Here is a 19207-nt window from a genome sequence, read left to right on the forward strand (position 1 = left end):
GGCCCCGGACTCCGGCTGGGGTGAGGCCCCGGACTCCGGTTGGGGTGAGGCCCCGGACCGTGCGGCGGGGTCCCCGAAAACCACTTGCCGGTGGCCCGCGCCCCCGTGACACTCGTCCGGTGAGCGAGTCACCCGGACCGAGCAGACGCCTCGTCCTCCTCCTGGCCGTCACCTGCGGGGTCGCCGTCGGCAACCTCTACTTCCCCCAGGCCGTCACCCCGCTGATCGCCGAAGGACTGGACACCGCCCCAGAATCCGCCGCCATGGCGGCGACCGCCGCCCAGCTCGGGTACTCGGTCGGCATCCTCCTCCTCGTCCCCCTCGGCGACCGCCTGCCCAATCGCCCCCTCATCTCCGGTCTCCTCGCCCTCACCGGGGCCTTCCTCCTCGCCGCCGGGCTCTCGCCCGCCCTTCCGGTGCTCGTGGCCGCGGGCGGGCTGGTCGGCACCGCCACCGTCGCCGCGCAGCTCATCGCCCCCATGGCCGCCGGGCTGGCCGCCGAGGACCGGCGCGGGCAGGTGATGGGCACGCTGCTCAGCGGTTCCATCGGGGGCATCCTGCTCGCCCGCGGCTTCGGCGGGGTGCTGGCCGACCACCTGGGCTGGCGCGCCCCCTACCTGGTGGCGGCGGTCGCCGTGCTCCTGCTCGCCGCCGTCCTCGCCGTCACGCTCCCGGTCACCGCCCCCTCCACCCGCCGGTCCTACCCCTCCCTGGTCGCGGCGTCGCTGCGGCTGCTGCGCACCGAGCCGGACCTGCGCCGGTCCTGCCTCTACCAGGCCTGCGTCTTCGGCGCCTTCTCCGCCGCCTGGACCGGCATGGCCCTGGTGGTGACCGGTCCCGTGTACGGGCTGAACGCCTCCACCGTCGGGGTGATGGCGCTGGTCGCGGGCGTCACGATGGCGCTGACCCCGGCCGCCGGGCGCTGGGTGGACCGGCGCGGCCCCGACGCGGTCGGGCTGGTCTGCATGGTCGGCGCCCTGGCCTCGGCCGGGGTGCTCGCCGCGGGGAGCGCGGGCGGCGCGTGGGGCCTCGCCGCCCTGACCGGCGGCATCCTGCTGCTCGACGTGGCGATGCAGTCCGGCATGGTGGCCAACCAGTCCCGCATCTTCGCCCTGCGCCCCGACGCCCGGAGCAGGATCAATACCGCCTACATGACGTGCGCGTTCCTCGGCGGCACCGCCGGGTCCTGGCTCGGCGTGCAGGCCTACGCCCTGGTCGGCTGGCCGGGCGTGTGCGCGGTGGCGGCCCTGCTGTGCGCGACGGCGCTCGGGCGGCACCTGCTGCACCTGTGGAGCCCGGTCCGCCCCGCCGATCAGACGGCGGGCGTGTTCGCCGACCCCGGTGAGTGAGGCGGGTCGGCGGCATCGGGCGCCGCCCGACCCTCAATGCCGCGGTGGGCGTCGAGCCCGGCCACCGTGAACTCGTCACGTTCCGCGTCGGCCGTGACGCCGAGTTCGCGGAGCGCTCGGCGGACGGGCGTGCCTTCGTCCGGTACCTCTTCGCCCTCCCAGAGGTGCAACGGCCCTAGGGCGAGGCCTCCGGCACGCCAGACGGCCGCGTTCTCCTCTCCGGTGCCGCCGAAGTACTCGGATTCGAGGAAGGCCACCGCCCCGCCCTCCGACCACTCCGTGAGAAGCCGCTCAAGCCCGGCGGTGAGGGTCCAGAAGCCGGGGAGCGGGGGGTCGGACTCCTCTCCGAGCGCGGTCAGGAGGGTGCGGGTCATCGGAATGAGCGCCAGCCCCCGCCGGAGAGGTGCGATCCGGGCGGAGGGCAGCTCCGCGGCCGCCGCTGCGAGCAGGCCGGTGTCCGCCACCACGGCCTTGAGGTCGTAGGCCACTCCCGTCTCCCCGTCCGTCCGTGCCCTGCCCGTCTTCGCTTTGGCGTCCGCGCCCTGCCGTCCGGCGCCGCGCCGACCGCTCAGCTCTGGTGGTTCAGGTCCCCGGCCAGGGAGTAGGCCGTGCGCTGCACGATCGGCGCCGCCTTCTCCACGAACTCCCAGCTCACCCGGGCCTCCGGCCCCGAGATGGACACCGCCATCATCGCCGGGCCGCCCTGCACCGGCACCGCCAGGCACCGCACGCCGATCTCCTGCTCACCGTCGTCGATGGCGTAGCCGCGGTCGCGGATGCGCCCCATCTCGTCGGCGAAGTCCTCGGGCGTGGTGATGGTGCGGTCGGTCGCCGCGGGCATCCCGGTGCGGCGCACCGTCGCCAGCGCCTCGTCCGGCGGGAGCTGGGCCAGCAGCGCCTTGCCCACCCCCGCCGAGTGGGGCAGCACCCGCCGCCCCACCTCGGTGAACATCCGCATCGCGTGCGGCGAGGGCACCTGGGCGACGTAGACCACCTTGTCCCCGTCGAGCATGGCCAGGTTCGCGGTCTCGCCCAGTTCCTCCACGAGCTGGGCCAGGTGCGGGCGCGCCCAGGTGCCGAGCATCCGCGACGCGCTCTCGCCGAGCCCGATCAGCCGCGGCCCCAGCGCGTACCGCCGCGAGGGGAGCTGGCGGACGTACCCGTTGTCGACCAGGGTGCGGATGATCCGGTGGATCGTCGGCAGCGGCAGCCCCGAGGAGTCGGCCAGCTGGCTCAGGGAGATCTCGCCCCCGGCGTCGGCCATGATCTCCAGCAGCGCGAACGCCCGGTCGAGGGACTGTACCCCGCCGGCGCGCGCCCGGGTGGCGCCGTCGGCGGCGCCGTCGATCGAGGTCTGTGACGTTGCCAAGGGTCTCAAGCTCCCATCGCGAGGATCGTGCGGTCTCATTCTGCGATACGGAAGTCGGCCGACGCCAACCGCGCGCCCGCTCACTCCCACCCCCCTCTTGTTGTTCCGAATTGTAGAAGTTAGTGTCCGCTATATAAAAGACCTAGGGGTGGGCGGATTGCCCGCGCCGCGCCCGGGGCACGCCCCGGGCGCACACGGCCACGCGATGAGGAGAGCGCCACGTGGGTGGACTGGAGCCAACGGAGGGTGAACGCTGGGTCGCCGGAGCCGGCCTGGAGGAGATGGGCGACGCCCTCGACGGCCGCCTCTCGGCCGCCGACGCCCGGCTGCTGAGCCAGTACCCCGGCGACGCCGGGCGGCGCCAGCCGGTGCACACCGTCTACATCCCCGCCGACCAGGTCCGGGCGGGCGTCTGCGAGGCGTGGGGCGCCCAGGCCCTGGCCTCCCTCGACGAGTTCGGCCCCGACGCCGCGACCCTGGCCGAGGCCACCGGCATGGACCCCGGCGCGGTCGCCGGAGCGCTCCCCGCCGTTCGGGCCAAGCTCGCCGAGGAACCGGTCGAGGACCTGCGCATCGACCTGGAGGACGGCTACGGCGCCCGGGGCGACGAGGAGGAGGACCGCGACGTCGCCGCGGCCGTGCGCGCCGTCGCCGCCGACCTGGAGTCCGGCCGCGCCCCCGCCTACGTCGGCATCCGGATGAAGGGCATGGAGGCCGCCGGGCGCCGCCGCGGTATGCGCAGCCTGGCCATGTTCACCGGCGGCCTCCTGGAGGCGGCCGGGCGGCTGCCCGAGGGCTTCGTGTTCACCCTGCCCAAGATCACCTCCGTGGAGCAGGTCGAGGCGATGGTGTGGGCCGCCGAGCACCTGGAGAAGCGGTTCGGCCTGCCCGCCGGGCGCCTCGGCTTCGAGCTGCAGATCGAGACCCCGCAGTCGGTCCTGTCCCCGGACGGCACCACCGCGGTGGCCCGCATGATCCACGCGGGGGAGGGCCGGGTCACCGCCCTGCACTACGGCACCTACGACTACAGCGCGGCCGTGGGCGTGACCGCCGCGTTCCAGAGCATGGCCCACCCGGCCGCCGACCACGCCAAGGCGGTCATGCAGCTCGCCGCCGCCGGGACCGGCGTGTGGCTCTCCGACGGCTCCACCAACATCCTGCCCGTCGGCACCCGCGAGGAGGTGCACGCCGCCTGGCGCCTGCACGCCGGGCTCGTGCGGCGCTCCCTGGAGCGCGCCTACTACCAGGGCTGGGACATGCACCCGGCGCACCTGCCCACCCGCTACCTGGCGACGTTCGCCTTCTACCGGGAGGCCTTCGGCCCGGCCGCCGCCCGCCTCAAGGCCTACCTGTCGGCGGCGGGGGGCGGCGTCGCCGACGAGCCCGCCACCGCCCAGGCGCTCGCCTCGGCACTGGTGCGCGGCTGCAACTGCGGCGCCCTGGCCGAGGACGAGGTCGCCGAGGCGACCGGTGTCGGTGCCGAGGTGCTGCGCGGCTTCGCCAATCGCCGGGTGGGCTAGGACGGCCATGGGAGGGATCCGAACCGCCGCTCCGGATCGGGGACGCGCATGGCGGCCCGGTCGCGGCCCCGCTGAGCCGGGGGCCGGACCGGAGGCCGCGCATGCGCCCGTCCCCCCGGTGCCGTGCGGTACCGGAGCCTCCCACGCGCGCGCGTGCCGAGCCGCCGCCCGTTGCCGTACGGGCACCGTGCGGCGCGGATGCACGCTGGACGAGACCCTCGCAGGCTGTGCGCCCTGGGGGCTGTGCGCATGGCGCTTCCAGCTCGCCACCTCAGGGGGAGCCCGAGCGCCGTAGGCCCGTCGTGCCCCGTACGGCCCCCGGTCCCCGGCACGGCGTCCCTATGGCGGCGCGCCGTGGGCCCGTCGCCGTGCGCGGAGGACCGACGAGAGCAGGCGGGAGGGGCGCCCTCCGTCTCCGGGTGAGCCGATCCGTGAGGCGGGCGCCCGAACCGCCCCGGCCGTCCGCCGGAGACGGCCCCGGTGATCCGTGAGCCCTGGACCGCCATGCCCCCTAGAGGCGTGTGCGGGTCCAGCGGAACCGGGGCGTGACACCGCTCCGGCGGACGGTGGTCCACCTGCTCCCGCCCCTTCGCGCCCGCACGGCGGCAGGGGATCTGTACGGGCGCATGCACCGCCCGGCAGGGACACCGCGCCGTGAACGCCATCGCGTTTCCCGGCGGCGACCCCGACGACCATATGGCCGGTCGCACGGGGTCCTCCTGGCCGTGTCGGACACATCGGACGCGTGGGCCGCACCGGGCGGGAACGACCTGCGACGATTACGACAGAGACGACGGAGAACCATGTCTGGAAACGAATTCGACCTCGTCCTGCGCGCCGGGCGCGCCGTCACCCCGGAGGGGGAGCGGGCCGTGACCGTGGGCGTGCGCGACGGGCGCATCGCCGCCGTCGAGGACGCCGGCGCCGCCCTGGAGGGCGCCCGCACCGTGGACGTGGCCGAGGACGAGGTGCTGCTGCCCGGCCTCGTCGACAGCCACGTGCACGTCAACGAGCCCGGCCGCACCGAGTGGGAGGGCTTCGCCAGCGCCACCCGCGCCGCCGCCGCGGGCGGTGTCACCACCATCGTCGACATGCCGCTGAACAGCGTCCCGCCGACCACCACCGCCGAGGGGCTCCGCGTCAAGCGCGAGGTCGCCGAGGGCCAGGTCGCGGTGGACGTGGGCTTCTGGGGCGGCGCCGTGCCGGAGAACAGCGCCCCCGGCGCCACCGGCGAGCTGGCGGCCCTGCACGAGCGCGGCGTCTTCGGCTTCAAGGCCTTCCTCTCGCCCTCGGGCGTCGACGAGTTCGGCCACCTCACCCCCGACCTGTACCGCTCGGCCACCGCCGCCATCGGCGCCCTGGGCGGCCAGATCATCGTGCACGCCGAGGACCCGACCCTGCTGGACTCCGCACCGCAGGCGCACGGCGCCGACTACGCCGGATTCCTCGCCTCGCGCCCCGACGAGGCCGAGCACGAGGCGATCCGGCTGGTCATCGAGACCGCCCGGCGCACCGGCACCCGTTCGCACATCCTCCACCTGTCCACGGCCACCGCCCTGCCGATGATCGAGAGGGCCCGCGCCGACGGGGTCCCGCTCACCGTGGAGACCTGCCCGCACTACCTGACCATCGCCGCCGAGGAGGTGCCCGCGGGCAACACGAGCTTCAAGTGCTGCCCGCCGATCCGCGGCGCCGCCAACCGGGACGCGCTGTGGCGGGCGCTGGCCGAGGGCACCATCGACTGCATCGTCAGCGACCACTCGCCGAGCACCCCCGACCTGAAGACCGACGACTTCGGCAGCGCCTGGGGCGGCGTGGCCGGGCTCCAGGTCGGCTTCCCCGCGGTGTGGAGCGAGGCGGCCGAGCGCGGCCACTCCCTCGCCGACGTGGTGGCCTGGATGTCCTCCGGCCCCGCGAAGGTGGCCGGGCTGCCCGCCAAGGGCGCCCTCGCGGTGGGCCGCGACGCCGACTTCGCGGTGGTGGCCCCGGAGGCCTCCACCACGATCGACGCCCGCACGCTCCAGCACAAGAACCCGGTGAGCGCTTACGACGGCCGGACGCTCAAGGGCGTCGTGCGCGCGACGTACCTGCGCGGGGACAGGATCGACCTGGACAAGCCCGCAGGGCGCCTCCTGGACCGCCCCTGAGTCGGCACTGAGATGGCTCAGAGGCGGCTCACGCCCGCCTCTGAGGCGCGCGCTGTCCCCACCGCGTGAGCAGCCTGTGGGGCGTTCTCCGAACAGCTGAGGCGCAGTGGGCCGCCGAGACGGCGATGGGCCCGGGACCGAAGTCCCGGGCCCATTCGTGTGTTCTCGCTAGCGGGCGCCCGCCGTACAGGGCGCCCGTCGTACAGGGTGCCCGTCGTACGCGGCGGCCGCGTACCGACGTGGCCCAACGGGCCCCGGCGCTCTGTCCTGGAGCTTCCCAGGGTTCTCAGAACCCCTGCCCTAGGAGGGGCCCCAGGCCGCTAGTCCGCGTCCTTGGCGAGTTCCCCTCCCGGTTCGCGCTGGTCGGGCGTCCGGTACGCGGCGTCCGCCGACTCGGTGTACTTGGCCTCGCCCGGCCCGGCCGTGCGCAGCTCCTCGCCGTCGATCTCCGGGGTGTCGCCCGCCCTCGGCCTGCCGATGACGTTGAAGCAGATGTTCAGCACGATCGCCACGATCGCCGCCCCCACGATGCCCGAGTGCAGCACCAGCGCCACCTGGGGCGGGAAGCCCTCGTAGAACTCGGGCACCGCCATCGGGACGATCCCGAAGCCCAGCGACGTGGCCACCAGGATCAGGTTGAGGTTGTTGTCGAAGTCGACCTTGGCCAGGGTGCGCACGCCGCTGGCGGCCACCGAGCCGAACAGCACCAGCCCGGCCCCGCCCAGCACCGGCATCGGGATCGCGGCCACGACCCGGCCCAGCACGGGGAACAGCCCCAGCACGATGAGGATGCCCGCGCCGGTGGCGACCACGTACCGGCTGCGGATCTTGGTCAGCGCCAGCAGGCCGATGTTCTGCGCGAACGAGCTGCCCGGGGTGGAGTTGAGCAGCGGACCGATGATGGAGGCGCTCACGTCCGCCCGCAGGCCGGCCGAGATGCGCTTGGCGTCCACCTTCGACCCCGTGATCTCGCCGACCGCGATGATGTGCGAGGCGCCCTCGGTGAGCACCACCAGCATGATCACGCACATCGTCAGGATCGCCGCCACGTCGAACACCGGCATCCCGAAGTGCAGCGGCGAGCCGAGCGCGAAGTAGGCGCCGTCGGGCACCGACCCGAAGTCGGTCTTGCCGAACGGCAGTGCGATCAGCGTCCCGGCGACCAGCCCCAGCAGGATGGACACCCGGCCCAGCAGGCCGGGCAGCACCCGGGAGAACAGCAGCACCAGCGCGAGGGTGGCCCCGGCCAGCGCCAGGTTCCCCATGGAGGGGTGGCCCGACTCGGCGCCGTCGATCACCCACCCGGCCGCCACCGGCATCAGCGAAAGCCCGATCACGGTGATGATGCTCCCGGTCACCTGCGGCGGGAAGAACCGCACCAGGTGGCCGAAGAACGGGGTCAGGCACAGTGCGAACACTCCGCCGACCAGGGAGGCGCCGAAGACCACCGGCAGCCCCTGTTCGGCGGCGATCGCGGTCATCGCCGATACCGGGACGAACGAGGAGGCGACGACGATGGGCAGCTGGGCGCCCATGCGCCAGGGGCCCAGACTCTGCAGCAGGGTCGCGATGCCCGCGACCAGGAGGGCGCCGCTGACCAGGATGCCCAGGTCGGACGGGTCCAGCCCGGCGGCGCCGCCGATGACCAGCGCGGGGGCGACCGCGCCGGCGTACATGGTCAGGATGTGCTGCAGCCCGTAGAGCAGCAGCAGCTTCGGGGGGAGTCTCTCGTCTTCAGGGCGGTGGGGGGTGGCGGTGTCTCCCTCGGCTCCGGCCTTCGTTGTGGCCTGGGTGTCACGGTCCGGCTTTCCGAATCTCATGGCCAGTTTCCAGCCTTCGGTCTTGGGTTCGCACCGTCCCGAGGTGCGGGGCACTCCACCCGGGGGGACACCGTCCCGGGGTGCGGCCGAACCCGGTGTGTGGGAAGGGCGGGCGGCCCGGTCGCGCCCTGAGGTCCGGGGCCGCCCAGCCGGCGTGTCAGCCGCCCTCGGGGCGGGCCGACGGTGCGGATGCCGGCGCTGCGGCGGAGGCGCCCGCGGGAGCCTCCGCCGCGCCGCCGCCGGGGACCTCGCCCCCGGCGGCGGAGGATTCGGGGCCGCGTCCGCCGCGGCCCAGGGTGAAGAGCACGTTGAGCCCGATCGCGACCGCGGAGGCCCCGACGATGCCCGAGTGCAGGACGGTCGCGGCCCAGCCCGGCAGCCCCTCGTAGAAGTGGGGGAAGAGCATCGGGGTGAGCCCGGCCGCCAGGGAGGCGCCCACGAGCACCAGGTTGAGCTGGTCGGTCAGGTCGGCCTCGGCGATGGTCTTGACGCCGCTGGCGGCGACGGTGCCGAACAGCACCAGCCCGGCCCCGCCCAGCACCGGCATCGGGATCGCGGCCACGAACCGGCCCAGCACCGGGAACAGGCCGAGCGCCACCAGCAGCCCGCCCGCCCAGGCGACGACGAACCGGCTGCGCACGCGGGTCATGGCGACCAGGCCGATGTTCTGGGCGAAGGAGGAGACGGGGAAGGTGTTCAGGACCGGGGCGAGCGCGGACGACAGCGCGCTCGCCCGGATGCCGTCGGAGATGCGCCGCCGGTCGATGCGGGCGCCGACGACGGCGCCCACGCCCATGATGTTGGCGGTCCCCTCGGTGAGCACGACCAGCATCACGATGCACATGGTGACGATGGCGGCGGGGTCGAAGGCGGGCATCCCGTAGTGGAAGGGCTCGGGCAGGGCGAACACCGGCCCGTCGAGCACCCCGGAGAAGTCCGTGCGGCCGAAGGCGGCGGCGACGGCGGTGCCGGCGGACAGGCCGATGAGGATCGCGAACCGGCCCAGCACCCCGGGCACCCGGTTCAGTGCCAGCACCAGCGCCAGGGTTCCCAGGCCCAGGCCGAGGTCGGCGGTGGCCGGGGTGCCTCCCGCGCCGCCGTCGACGATCCACCCGATCGCGACGGGGAACAGGGAGAGCCCGATGACGGTGACGATGGTGCCGGTCACGATGGGCGGGAAGAAGCGCACCAGCGACCCGAAGAACGGGGTGATCGCCAGGGCGAACAGGCCCGCGGCGAGGCTGGCGCCGAACACGGCGGGCAGTCCGCCGTCGGCGGCGATGGACTCCATGGCGCCGACCGGGACGAAGGTGGCGCCGACGACGATGGGCAGCTGCGAGCCCAGGCGCAGGCGGGGCGGGCCGAGGGTCTGCAGGAGCGTGGCCAGCCCGGCCAGCAGGGTGGTGGCGGCGATCATCACCGCGGTCTCGGCGGAGTCGAGCCCGGCGGCGGTGCCGATGATCAGCGGCGGGGTGATCAGCCCCGCGTACATGGTGAGCAGGTGCTGCAGTCCGCCGACGAAGTACTGGCCGGCGCTGAGGCGGCGGTCTTCGGGGCGGGGTGAGGGGACGCCCGGGGCGTCCCCGCCGGATGGGTCGTTCGGCATGGGAGGTGACCTGTCCCGTGTGTCAATGACAGGTCGCGGCCTCAGGGAGCGGGGCCGGCGGCCTGGATGCGGGTACGCGTACGGGCCGCGGCGCCGGCCGTGGCGGCCGGGCGGGCGGCGGTGCGGTTCGCAGAGGGCGGCGCTGGGCCCCGGAGGAGACAGGGGCCCAGCGCACGGGCCTTACACGAAGCCGGGGACGGTCTCCCAGGCGCGGCCGGCCTCGGGGGCGTCGTCGCGCTCGACGACGGCCTCGATCAGCCCGTAGGGCCGGTCGGCGGCGAAGAACACCTCGTTGGGGTTGTCCAGGCCGAACGGCGACAGGTCCACCAGGAAGTGGTGGTTGTTCGGCATGGAGAACTTGATCTCGGCGATCTCCGGGTGGGCCTCCAGGACGGCCTTGCCCATCGCGTAGAGGGTCTGCTGCAGCGCGAGGCTGTGCGTCTCGGCGAAGGCCTCCAGGGCGAGGGCCTTCACGGACTCATAGGTCTTGTCCCACTCGACGCCGGTGCCGATGTAGCGCCAGCGGGCGGTGACGTCCGTGGCGAGGATCCGGTCGTCGGTCTCGGCGAGCGTCGTGTACTTGGTCTTCGGGTACCCGTGGAACTCCGACCCGGTGGACTTGAGGACGGTGAGCCCGGAGAACCCGGACACGACCCACTCGGAGTCCCCGTCCTTGGTCACCACGGCGGTGCGGGTCTCGGCGCCCTTGCGCACGAACGCGTGGTCGTGGGGGCCCTCGCCGGTGGCGATGCGCTCCCAGGTGTACTCCTCGACCTCCTGGCGCGCGCCGTACACGTACTCGTGCTCGTCGACGAAGTGGCGGGCCATCTTGAGGGCGAAGTCCTCGATGGCGCCGACGCCGCCCCACTCCTTGGCCTTGGCGTAGACCGTGTTCTTCTGGGTGTCGGTGGGAAGGCACGTGCCGTTGTCGCCTTCGGTGTGCACCGTCTCCAGGTCGCCGCGGAGCTGGGAGCCGTAGTTGATGTCCTTGATGCCGTGCACCGGGGTGTCCCGGGTGATGTGCACCAGGCGGACCTCGGCCTTGCCGTACTGGTTGTCTCCGAGTCGGATGCCCATGTGGGTCGTCTCCTGATCTCTGTGCTCGAAACACTATTCACAGAAGTGCCGTTGCCGCTCGGGCCCGCCTGCCGGGCCGGTGTCGGGGAAGGGAGCGGACGGCGTGCGACGAGGGAGGACCGCTGTGGTCATGCGGAAGGACCTGTCACCGCACTCGGATTGGGAGGGTGCTTCTCCGGCTGCTGCTGTCAGGACCCCCTGTAGGTCGAGAAGGCGAACGGGCTCAGCAGCAGCGGGACGTGGTAGTGGGCGTCCTCGTCGGCCAGCTCGAACGCGATGGTGACGTCGGGGTAGAACCCCTTCTGCCCGGTGCGCTCGAAGTAGGCCGCGGTGTCGAAGACGACCCGGTAGGTCCCTGCGGCGAGCTGGTCGGGGCCCAGGTCGGGCACCCGGCCGTCCTCATTGGTGGTTCCGGCGGCGACCGGCTTGTAGGCCGACCGGTCGGCGTCGGCGGCCTCGAGCCGGACCGGGACGCCCGCGGCGGGGCGGCCCAGGGCGGCGTCGAGGACGTGGGTGGTCACGTGGCTCATGCGTCGTCCAGCACCTTTTCCACGCGCAGCAGCGCGATCTTGCGGAACTCCTCGCCGACGACCGACTTCTCCCGCGCCGGGTCGTTGCCCAGGCGGGCCTTGAGGTCGCCGAGGAGGTCTTCGGGCGAGCGGCCGCTGGCGCACACCAGGTAGATGTGGCCGAACCGTTCCTCGTAGGCGGCGTTGGCGGCTTTGAAGGCCTGCTCGGTGTCCTCGCCCCCGGCGGTGACCGCGGCCTGCTCGCCGCGGGACCACCGGGACTCGGTGTCCGTGCCGGAGGCCTTCTCGCCGATCCGGGGGTGGCGCGACAGGGCCGCGTCCACCTCGGCGGCGGTGAGCGGGCTGGCCTGCGCGTCGGCGGCGGCCAGCAGCGCCTCCCGGGTGGCGAAGGGCCGTTCGGCGTCGAGCGCCTCGACCCACCGGTCCACGTTCAGGCAGCGCGCGAACTCTTCGCGGAAGGCCGGCGAGGACAGCGCGTTGACCCGGTCGAGCCCCGGGTCCCCGGTGGGCCGGGGCGTCGGGGATTCGGGCATGGCGGCTCGCTTCCTTGTGTCGGTCCGGCCCGCGGGGCGGCGGGGCGGGGTGTGGGCCCTCGGCGGTGCCCGGTCGGGATCCGCCTGGGCGCGCTCGGCCGCTGCACGGCCGGTGGCCGGTGCGCGTTCACCCGCTGCTCCCCGCTCCGGCGAGCGGATTTCGTAGAGCAGAAACTCGCTTTTACATCTCGGACTGTAGCCCCGGTCACAGTGGGGTTGTCAACACGGGGTCCCGGCCGGAGCGGTGCCGGGGCGCCCGCGGCGCCCGTGACCACCGGTGTACCCGTCGGTGAGCCGTGCCATATGTGACCTGTGTCCCATGATTCGACCTTATGCGTGCGATGAGACCAGGTGGGCGGATCGCCGGAGGGGAGTTGACAAGCCCGGGTGCGGGTCGCAGACTCGAATCATTCCTTCAAGTGAAAACTCGTTTCCACATTACGAAAGGGGAGAGCGCGACATGAGCCACTCGCTGCGCTACACGGTGAACTGCTCGCTGCTGTTCACCGAGCTGCCGCTCAACGAGCGTCCCGCCGCCGCCCGCAAGGCCGGCTTCGACGCCGTGGAGTTCTGGTGGCCCTTCGCGAGCCCCGTCCCCGCCGACCGCGAGGTCGACGCCTTCGTCCAGGCGATCGCCGACGCCGGCGTCCACCTGAGCGGGCTCAACTTCTTCGCCGGCGAGCTGCCCGGCCCCGACCGCGGGGTGCTCTCCCAGCCCTCCCGCGCCCAGGAGTTCCGCGACAACCTCGACGTCGTGGTCGGCATCGCCCGCCGCACCGGCACCACGGCCTTCAACGCCCTCTACGGGCTGCGCCAGGACGGTGTCGACCCAGCCGAGCAGGACCGCGTCGGCCTGGAGTCGATCGTCGCCGCCGCCGAGGCGGTCGCGGCCGTCGACGGCACCGTCCTCATCGAGCCCGTCAGCGGCTCGGACGGGTATCCGATCAAGACGGCCGCCGACGGCCTGGAGGTCGTCGGCAAGGCCCGCGCCGCCGGCGCGGCCAACGTCGCCCTGCTCGCCGACCTCTTCCACCTGGCCGTCAACGGCGACGACGTGGCCGCCGCGGTGCGCGACCACGCCGCCGAGTTCGGGCACGTGCAGATCGCCGACGCCCCCGGCCGCGGCGAGCCCGGCACCGGCGGCCTGCCCATCGCCGACCTCCTCGCCGCCGCCCAGCGGGGCGGCTACGACGGCTACGTGGGCCTGGAGTACAAGCCGACCGTGCCCACCGCCGAGAGCTTCGGCTGGATCGGCCGCTGACCGGCCGCCGCACCCCGACCACCGTTCCGAAAGGAAGCAGCCACATGTCCCAGCCGCGCACCATCGCCTTCATCGGCCTCGGCATCATGGGCCTGCCCATGGCCGTCAACCTCGCCAAGGCCGGCTACGAGGTCACCGGGTACAACCGCAGCCCCGAGAAGGCGCAGAAGCTCGCCGAGCAGGGCGGCAAGGCGGCCTCCACGGTCGCCGAGGCGGTCGCCGGCGCCGACGCCGTCATCACGATGGTCCCCGACTCCCCGGACGTCGAGGAGGTGCTGCTGGGCGAGGACGGCGTCTACGCCAACGCCCGCTCCGGCGCCCTGGTCATCGACATGAGCACCATCCGCCCCGACGTGGCGCGCGACGTGGCCGCCAAGGGCGCCGAGCGCGGCCTGCGGGTCCTGGACGCCCCGGTCAGCGGCGGCGAGGCCGGAGCCGTCGAGGCGAAGCTGTCCATCATGGTCGGCGGCGCCCAGGAGGACTTCGAGGCGGCCCGCCCGCTCTTCGACGTGCTGGGCACCACCCCGGTGCTGGTCGGCCCCTCGGGCGCCGGGCAGACCGTCAAGGCCGCCAACCAGCTCATCGTGGCCGGCAACATCCAGCTCGTCGCCGAGGCGCTGGTCTTCCTGGAGGCGCACGGCGTCGACACCGAGGAGGGCCTGAAGGTCCTCAACGGCGGCCTGGCCGGAAGCACCGTGATGACCCGCAAGGGCGAGGGCATGCGCAACCGGCAGTTCGCCCCGGGCTTCCGGATCGAGCTGCACGACAAGGACATGAAGATCGTGACGACCGCGGCCCGCGAGGCCGGTGTGTCGATCCCGCTGGGCGCGCTGGTGGCGCAGTTCGTGGGCGCCCTCAAGGCCCAGGGGCACGGCGGCCTGGACCACTCCGCGCTGCTGAAGCTCGTGGAGCAGCTCTCCAGCGAGCAGAAGTAGGAAAAGGGTTCCCGCCGCGGGACGGCCGTGGACGGTTCGCGACTTACGTGTGTGTGCTCCGCGCGAGCCGCCGAGGCCTGGGTGTTGGCCGCACCCTTGGTCCCGCAGGCGGGCCCATCGACCCCCCTAGCACTGAAGGGTTCACAGCAAATGGTACAGATGCCCGCCATGAACGCGGCCGTCGAGGTCCTGAAAGACGAGGGCGTCGACACCGCCTTCGGCTGCCCCGGCGCCGCGATCCTCCCCTTCTACAAGGCTCTCGAGCAGGTCGGAGGGATCGAGCACCTGACGGTCCGCCACGAGGAGGGCGCGACCCACATGGCCGACGGGTGGGCCCGCACCACCGGCAAGGTGGGCGTGGCCATCGGCACCTCCGGCCCGGCCGGGACCAACATGATCACCGGCCTGTACACCGCGATGGCCGACTCCATCCCGATCGTGTGCATCACCGGCCAGAACCGCACCGACCTGCTGGACAAGGAGGGCTTCCAGGCGGTCGACATCGTCGAGATCGCCAAGCCCGTCACCAAGTGGGCCGTGCAGATCAAGGAGCCCGGGACCGCCCCGTGGATCTTCCGCGAGGCCTTCCGGATCGCCCGTGAGGGCCGCCCGGGGCCGGTGCTCATCGACATCCCGCTGGACGTCGCCCAGCAGGAGATCTCTTACGACCCCTCCATCGACGCCCCGCTGCAGGTGCACGACATCGTTCCGCACCGCCCGCGGGTCGAGCGCGCGCTGGACATGCTGCTGGAGGCCGAGCGCCCGCTCATCCTCGCCGGCGGCGGCATCATCATCTCCGAGGCCTCCGAGGAGCTGACCGAGCTCGCAGAGCTGCTGCGGGTCCCCGTCCAGGTGACCCTCATGGGCAAGGGGTCCTTCGACGAGGACTCCGACCTGTACGCGGGCATGACCGGCGTGCAGACCTCCCAGCGCTACGGCAACGCCTCGTTCCTGGAGTCGGACCTGGTGCTGGCGGTGGGCGCGCGCTTCGCCGACCGGCACACCGGCGCCATCGACGTCTACCGGGGCGACCGGAAGTTCATCCACGTCGACATCGAGGCCACCCAGCTCGGCCGGGTGTTCGAGCCCGACCTGGGGATCGTGTCCGACGCCCGGCTGTTCCTGCGCGAGCTCATCGACGCCGCCAAGAAGCGCTCCGCCAAGGCGCGGGTGGGCGCGTGGATCGAGCGGGTCGGCGAGCTCAAGCGGACCCTGGGGCGGCGCGAGGACTTCGACAGCGTGCCGGTCAAGGCACCGCGCGTCTACAAGGAGATCAACGAGGTCTTCGGCGAGGACGCCTACTTCGTCACCGCCATCGGCCTCTACCAGATCTGGGGCGGCCAGCACCAGAAGGCCTACAAGCCGCGCCACTACCAGATCTGCGGCCAGGCGGGCCCGCTCGGCTGGGAGATCCCGGCGGCCATCGGCGTCAAGAAGGCGCTGAAGGACACCGAGCCCGACGCCGAGGTGGTCGGCGTCGTCGGCGACTACGGCTTCCAGTACATGGTCGAGGAGCTGGCCGTCGCCGCGCAGTACGACGTGCCGTTCGTGATCATCATGCTCAACAACGAGTACCTGGGGCTGATCCGCCAGGCGGAGATCCCCTACGACATGAACTACCAGGTCGACATCCACTACGACGACCACGGCACGGACAGCGTCAAGATCATGGAGGCCTACGGCTGCTCCGGGCGCCGCGTCTTCGACCCGTCGGAGATCCGCGAGTCCATCGAGTGGGCCCGCAAGCAGGCGCAGGCCACCTCCCGGCCCGTGCTCGTGGAGATCATGATCGAGCGCGAGGCCAACACTCCGCACGGCCCGGCGATCGACGCCGTGAAGGAGTTCGAGCCCGCCCCCGAGCCGCAGGGCCAGGGGGCATGAGACGGGGGCGCGGCGGCCGCGGAGGCGGAAGGCCGTCACGCCCCCACGGACCGGTTGCGTCGGTGGCCACTTGGCCGGGCCACCGCCGTACACCGGCACCCGGCGGGGCGCATCGGTGGTCACTTGGCCGGATCACCGCGGCGCCCCGCCGCTTTTCGCATCCGCCTCTGGGGGGACAGGGGGCGTTCCTCACTCCGCGTCCACGGGTCTGCTACGGTGTTCACCGTTATGCTGCGCGAGCTGCTCCTCCTTAGCGGCCGCGGCGGGGGTCGCTAGAGGTCGACTCCCTCGCCGCGGGGCTTCGGCATGCTCTTGTCGGCCGTTTCGACACCGCGTGACCTTTTCCGAGGAGCCTTTTCCATGGTGCCGCAGCAGCAGCCCAGTGGTATGCCTTTCCAGCGCTACGCCCCTTTCACCCCGGTCGACCTGCCCGACCGCACCTGGCCCGCCAAGACCATCACCGCGGCGCCCCGGTGGCTGTCCACCGACCTGCGCGACGGCAACCAGGCCCTGATCGAGCCGATGGACGCCGAGCGCAAGCACGAGATGTTCGACCTGCTGGTCCGCATGGGCTACAAGGAGATCGAGGTCGGCTTCCCCTCGGCCAGCCAGACCGACTACGACTTCGTCCGCGCCCTGATCGAGCAGGACCGCATCCCCGAGGACGTGCAGATCTCGGTGCTGACCCAGGCCCGCGAGGACCTGATCGAGCGCACCGTGCAGTCGCTGGCCGGGGCCGAGCGCGCCACCGTCCACCTGTACAACGCCACCGCCCCGCTGTTCCGCCGCGTCGTCTTCGGCGTGGACCGCGAGGCCTGCAAGCAGATCGCCGTCGAGGGCACCCGCCACGTGATGCGCTTCGCCGAGAAGTACCTGGCCGACAGCGAATACGTGGGCTACGAGTACTCCCCGGAGATCTTCATCGACACCGAGCTGGACTTCGCCCTGGAGGTCTGCGAGGCGGTCATGGAGGAGTGGAAGCCCGGCCCCGGGCGGGAGATCATCCTGAACCTGCCGGCCACCGTCGAGCGCGCCACCCCCAACGTCTACGCCGACCAGATCGAGTGGATGAGCCGGAACCTGTCCCACCGCGAGCACGTATGCCTGTCGGTGCACCCGCACAACGACCGCGGCACCGGCATCGCCTCGGCCGAGCTGGCCGTGATGGCCGGGGCCGACCGGGTGGAGGGGTGCCTGTTCGGGCACGGTGAGCGCACCGGCAACGTCGACCTGGTCACCCTGGGCATGAACCTGTTCAGCCAGGGTGTGGACCCGATGGTGGACTTCTCCGACATCGACGAGGTGCGGCGCATCACCGAGCACTGCACCCAGCTGCCGGTGGCCCCGCGCCACCCCTACGGCGGCGACCTGGTCTACACCGCGTTCTCCGGCTCGCACCAGGACGCGATCAAGAAGGGCTTCACCGCCCTGGAGGCCGAGGCCGAGGCGGCCGGGGTCCCGGTGTCCGAGCACGCCTGGGGCGTTCCCTACCTGCCGATCGACCCCAAGGACGTGGGCCGCGACTACGAGGCGGTCATCCGCGTCAACAGCCAGTCCGGCAAGGGCGGGGTGTCCTACGTGCTGCAGCGCGACCACGCCCTGGACCTGCCGCGGCGGCTGCAGATCGAGTTCTCCCACGTCATCCAGGGCCACACCGACACCGAGGGCGGGGAGTTCAGCGGCGAGCAGATCTGGAAGGCCTTCCGCGACACCTACCTGTCCGAGGAGGGGCGCGCCGGGGTGCTGGCGCACCGCTCGCAGAACGGCGACGACGGGTACCGCATCGAGGCCGACGTGCGGCTGGACGGGCAGATCCGGGAGATCACCGGCACCGGGCAGGGGCCGCTGTCGGCGTTCTGCGACGCCATGGCCCAGGTCGACGTGAAGGTCCGGGTGGTCGACTACGTCGAGCACGCCATGAGCGAGGGCAGCGACGCCCGCGCCGCCGCCTACGTCGAGGCCGACGTGGACGGCACGGTGGTGTGGGGCGTGGGGATGCACCACAACATCACCACCGCGTCGCTGAAGGCGGTGTGCAGCGCGGTCAACCGCGCCGCCGCGCGCGCCTAGCGCGAACGGGGGGCGCCCCGGGCCCGGGTCCCGGGGCGCCCCCCGTTCATGCCGCCGACTCCTTAGGAGTAGCCGAAGTTCTGCGCCCAGTAGCCGTCCGTCTCGCCGACGCCGACGGCCGTGAAGCCGCAGTTGAGGATGTTCTTGCGGTGGCCCTCGCTGTTCATCCAGCCGTCCATGACCGCCTCGGCCGAGGTGTAGCCCGCCGCCACGTTCTCCCCGCCCCAGGCGGTGTACCCGGCCTCGGCGGCGCGCTCGGCGGGGCCGACGCCCTCCGGCGTGTCGTGCGACATGTAGTCGCGCTGTGCCATGTCCCTGCTGTGCTTCTGCGAGGCGTCGGTCAGCTTGGAGTCGATCTGCAGCGGCCCGCACCCGGCGTCCGCGCGCTCCTCGTTGGCCAACGAAACCACCTCACGGGTGAGCGCGGAACCGGAGCCCTGGGCGCCGACGCCTCCGCCTGAACCGCCGGACCCGCCGGAGTCCCCCGAGGAGGAGTCGGACGCGCCGTCCTCGCGGTCGCCCTCACCGTCTTCAGAGGGCTCCTCAGAGGCGCTCACGCTGTCCTTGCCGGAGGCGGCCGACTCCGCGCCGCCGCCATCGCCCCCGGAGCTTTCAGAGCCCCCGGCGCCGTTCCGGCCGCCGGAGCCGCCCGCGCCTCCGCTCTGGGCCCCGTCGCCGTCCCCGGAGTCGGGGAAGAAGTCCTCGGCGGCCGGGGGGAGGCCGTCGTCGGCGCCGGTCCCGGCCCCGGCTCCGGAACCGCTCCCGGGCAACGCGGCCTGCGACGCCGGCTCGGGGCCGCCCGCCGTGGCCAGCACCAGCGCCGCGGCTGTGCCCAGGCCGACCGGCAGCGCCAGCACGGTCGCCAGCATCACGCGCCGTCCGGTGCGCGGGCCGCGCCCGGCCTCGGCGGACCGCGCGCGGCGGCCGCGGGCCTCGCGCCGGTCGCGTGGGCCGTGCCTTCGGCGTCCTCGTCCCATCGGGTCCTCCCGTTGCTCGGGTGGGAAGCGGGGTGTGCGCGTGATCGTAGAGCAATATGGCTGATTTGCCGATATCGCGGGGGTTTTCGCAGTTCGCCGGCATGGCGCGGAGCGGCCCGGGGCAGGGCGGCC

15 protein-coding genes are annotated in these 19207 nt (G+C 73.0%); 7 read left to right on the top strand and 8 right to left on the bottom strand.

Annotated features, from left to right (window positions below; genetic code table 11):
• The first annotated feature begins 119 nt into the window (after positions 1-119).
• Positions 120-1349, top strand: coding sequence for an MFS transporter (locus tag O4U47_RS00480; RefSeq protein ID WP_270674905.1), 1230 nt, complete (start codon positions 120-122; stop codon positions 1347-1349).
• On the opposite strand, the gene O4U47_RS00485 is transcribed toward O4U47_RS00480, so the two are convergent.
• Together O4U47_RS00485 and O4U47_RS00490 are read right to left on the bottom strand one after the other, a co-directional pair.
• Positions 1313-1837, bottom strand: a complete 525-nt coding sequence (locus O4U47_RS00485; RefSeq protein WP_270674908.1) for a hypothetical protein — start codon at positions 1835-1837, stop codon at positions 1313-1315. The two genes, O4U47_RS00480 and O4U47_RS00485, sit on opposite strands and share 37 nt — an antisense overlap.
• 80 nt (positions 1838-1917) lie before the next feature.
• Positions 1918-2718: an IclR family transcriptional regulator gene (locus O4U47_RS00490; protein WP_270674910.1), complete on the bottom strand. Its 801-nt coding sequence runs from the start codon at positions 2716-2718 to the stop codon at positions 1918-1920.
• A 281-nt stretch (positions 2719-2999) separates the two neighbouring features.
• Here O4U47_RS00490 and O4U47_RS00495 point away from each other — a divergent pair, with 281 nt between their 5' ends.
• Together O4U47_RS00495 and allB are read left to right on the top strand one after the other, a co-directional pair.
• Complete coding sequence (locus O4U47_RS00495) at positions 3000-4238, top strand: DUF6986 family protein (protein WP_270675291.1); 1239 nt, start codon at positions 3000-3002, stop codon at positions 4236-4238.
• An 803-nt stretch (positions 4239-5041) separates the two neighbouring features.
• Positions 5042-6385 (top strand): allantoinase AllB, encoded by a 1344-nt coding sequence (gene allB / locus O4U47_RS00500; protein WP_270674912.1) that lies wholly within the window; start codon positions 5042-5044, stop codon positions 6383-6385.
• Positions 6386-6705: 320 nt separating this feature from the next.
• On the opposite strand, the gene O4U47_RS00505 is transcribed toward allB, so the two are convergent.
• The 5 genes from O4U47_RS00505 to uraD all read right to left on the bottom strand — a co-directional run bounded on the left by O4U47_RS00505 (position 6706) and on the right by uraD (position 11951).
• Positions 6706-8205, bottom strand: a complete 1500-nt coding sequence (locus O4U47_RS00505; protein ID WP_270674915.1) for a nucleobase:cation symporter-2 family protein — start codon at positions 8203-8205, stop codon at positions 6706-6708.
• A gap of 157 nt (positions 8206-8362) precedes the next feature.
• Positions 8363-9811 carry a nucleobase:cation symporter-2 family protein gene (locus tag O4U47_RS00510; protein WP_270674918.1) on the bottom strand — a complete coding sequence of 483 codons (1449 nt, stop codon included), beginning with the start codon at positions 9809-9811 and terminating at the stop codon, positions 8363-8365.
• 180 nt (positions 9812-9991) lie between these two features.
• The gene (gene pucL / locus O4U47_RS00515; RefSeq protein WP_270674921.1) at positions 9992-10888 is read right to left on the bottom strand and encodes a factor-independent urate hydroxylase; all 897 of its coding nucleotides are present in this window, start codon (positions 10886-10888) and stop codon (positions 9992-9994) included.
• Positions 10889-11076: 188 nt separating this feature from the next.
• Positions 11077-11418: a hydroxyisourate hydrolase gene (gene uraH / locus O4U47_RS00520; RefSeq protein ID WP_270674925.1), complete on the bottom strand. Its 342-nt coding sequence runs from the start codon at positions 11416-11418 to the stop codon at positions 11077-11079.
• Positions 11415-11951 carry a 2-oxo-4-hydroxy-4-carboxy-5-ureidoimidazoline decarboxylase gene (uraD, locus tag O4U47_RS00525; RefSeq protein WP_270674929.1) on the bottom strand — a complete coding sequence of 179 codons (537 nt, stop codon included), beginning with the start codon at positions 11949-11951 and terminating at the stop codon, positions 11415-11417. Before uraD ends, uraH begins: the two co-directional genes overlap by 4 nt.
• 460 nt (positions 11952-12411) lie before the next feature.
• Between uraD and O4U47_RS00530 the strand changes: the two genes are divergently transcribed.
• The 4 genes from O4U47_RS00530 to leuA all read left to right on the top strand — a co-directional run bounded on the left by O4U47_RS00530 (position 12412) and on the right by leuA (position 18098).
• Complete coding sequence (locus O4U47_RS00530; protein WP_270674932.1) at positions 12412-13212, top strand: hydroxypyruvate isomerase family protein; 801 nt, start codon at positions 12412-12414, stop codon at positions 13210-13212.
• A gap of 44 nt (positions 13213-13256) precedes the next feature.
• Positions 13257-14147, top strand: a complete 891-nt coding sequence (locus O4U47_RS00535; protein WP_270674935.1) for a 2-hydroxy-3-oxopropionate reductase — start codon at positions 13257-13259, stop codon at positions 14145-14147.
• A 150-nt stretch (positions 14148-14297) separates the two neighbouring features.
• Complete coding sequence (gene gcl, locus O4U47_RS00540; protein ID WP_270674937.1) at positions 14298-16028, top strand: glyoxylate carboligase; 1731 nt, start codon at positions 14298-14300, stop codon at positions 16026-16028.
• A 360-nt stretch (positions 16029-16388) separates the two neighbouring features.
• On the top strand, positions 16389-18098 hold the full coding sequence (leuA, locus tag O4U47_RS00545) for a 2-isopropylmalate synthase (protein WP_270674938.1): 1710 nt from the start codon (positions 16389-16391) through the stop codon (positions 18096-18098).
• Positions 18099-18160: 62 nt separating this feature from the next.
• Here the strand turns inward: leuA and O4U47_RS00550 are convergent, their stop codons facing one another.
• Positions 18161-19075, bottom strand: a complete 915-nt coding sequence (locus O4U47_RS00550; protein ID WP_270674941.1) for a CAP domain-containing protein — start codon at positions 19073-19075, stop codon at positions 18161-18163.
• Positions 19076-19207: the final 132 nt, after the last annotated feature.

It is taken from the genome of Nocardiopsis suaedae (assembly GCF_027706745.1).
Lineage (GTDB): Bacteria > Actinomycetota > Actinomycetes > Streptosporangiales > Streptosporangiaceae > Nocardiopsis_A > Nocardiopsis_A suaedae.

Bases quoted from the DNA above. Each gene is read 5' to 3' on its own strand.
- uraH (WP_270674925.1), bottom strand. From the start codon at position 11,418: ATGAGCCACGTGACCACCCACGTCCTCGACGCCGCCCTGGGCCGCCCC.
- uraD (WP_270674929.1), bottom strand. From the start codon at position 11,951: ATGCCCGAATCCCCGACGCCCCGGCCCACCGGGGACCCGGGGCTCGAC.
- allB (WP_270674912.1), top strand. From the start codon at position 5,042: ATGTCTGGAAACGAATTCGACCTCGTCCTGCGCGCCGGGCGCGCCGTC.
- O4U47_RS00505 (WP_270674915.1), bottom strand. From the start codon at position 8,205: ATGAGATTCGGAAAGCCGGACCGTGACACCCAGGCCACAACGAAGGCC.
- O4U47_RS00495 (WP_270675291.1), top strand. From the start codon at position 3,000: ATGGGCGACGCCCTCGACGGCCGCCTCTCGGCCGCCGACGCCCGGCTG.
- O4U47_RS00510 (WP_270674918.1), bottom strand. From the start codon at position 9,811: ATGCCGAACGACCCATCCGGCGGGGACGCCCCGGGCGTCCCCTCACCC.
- O4U47_RS00535 (WP_270674935.1), top strand. From the start codon at position 13,257: ATGTCCCAGCCGCGCACCATCGCCTTCATCGGCCTCGGCATCATGGGC.
- pucL (WP_270674921.1), bottom strand. From the start codon at position 10,888: ATGGGCATCCGACTCGGAGACAACCAGTACGGCAAGGCCGAGGTCCGC.
- O4U47_RS00530 (WP_270674932.1), top strand. From the start codon at position 12,412: ATGAGCCACTCGCTGCGCTACACGGTGAACTGCTCGCTGCTGTTCACC.
- O4U47_RS00550 (WP_270674941.1), bottom strand. From the start codon at position 19,075: ATGGGACGAGGACGCCGAAGGCACGGCCCACGCGACCGGCGCGAGGCC.
- gcl (WP_270674937.1), top strand. From the start codon at position 14,298: ATGGTACAGATGCCCGCCATGAACGCGGCCGTCGAGGTCCTGAAAGAC.
- leuA (WP_270674938.1), top strand. From the start codon at position 16,389: ATGGTGCCGCAGCAGCAGCCCAGTGGTATGCCTTTCCAGCGCTACGCC.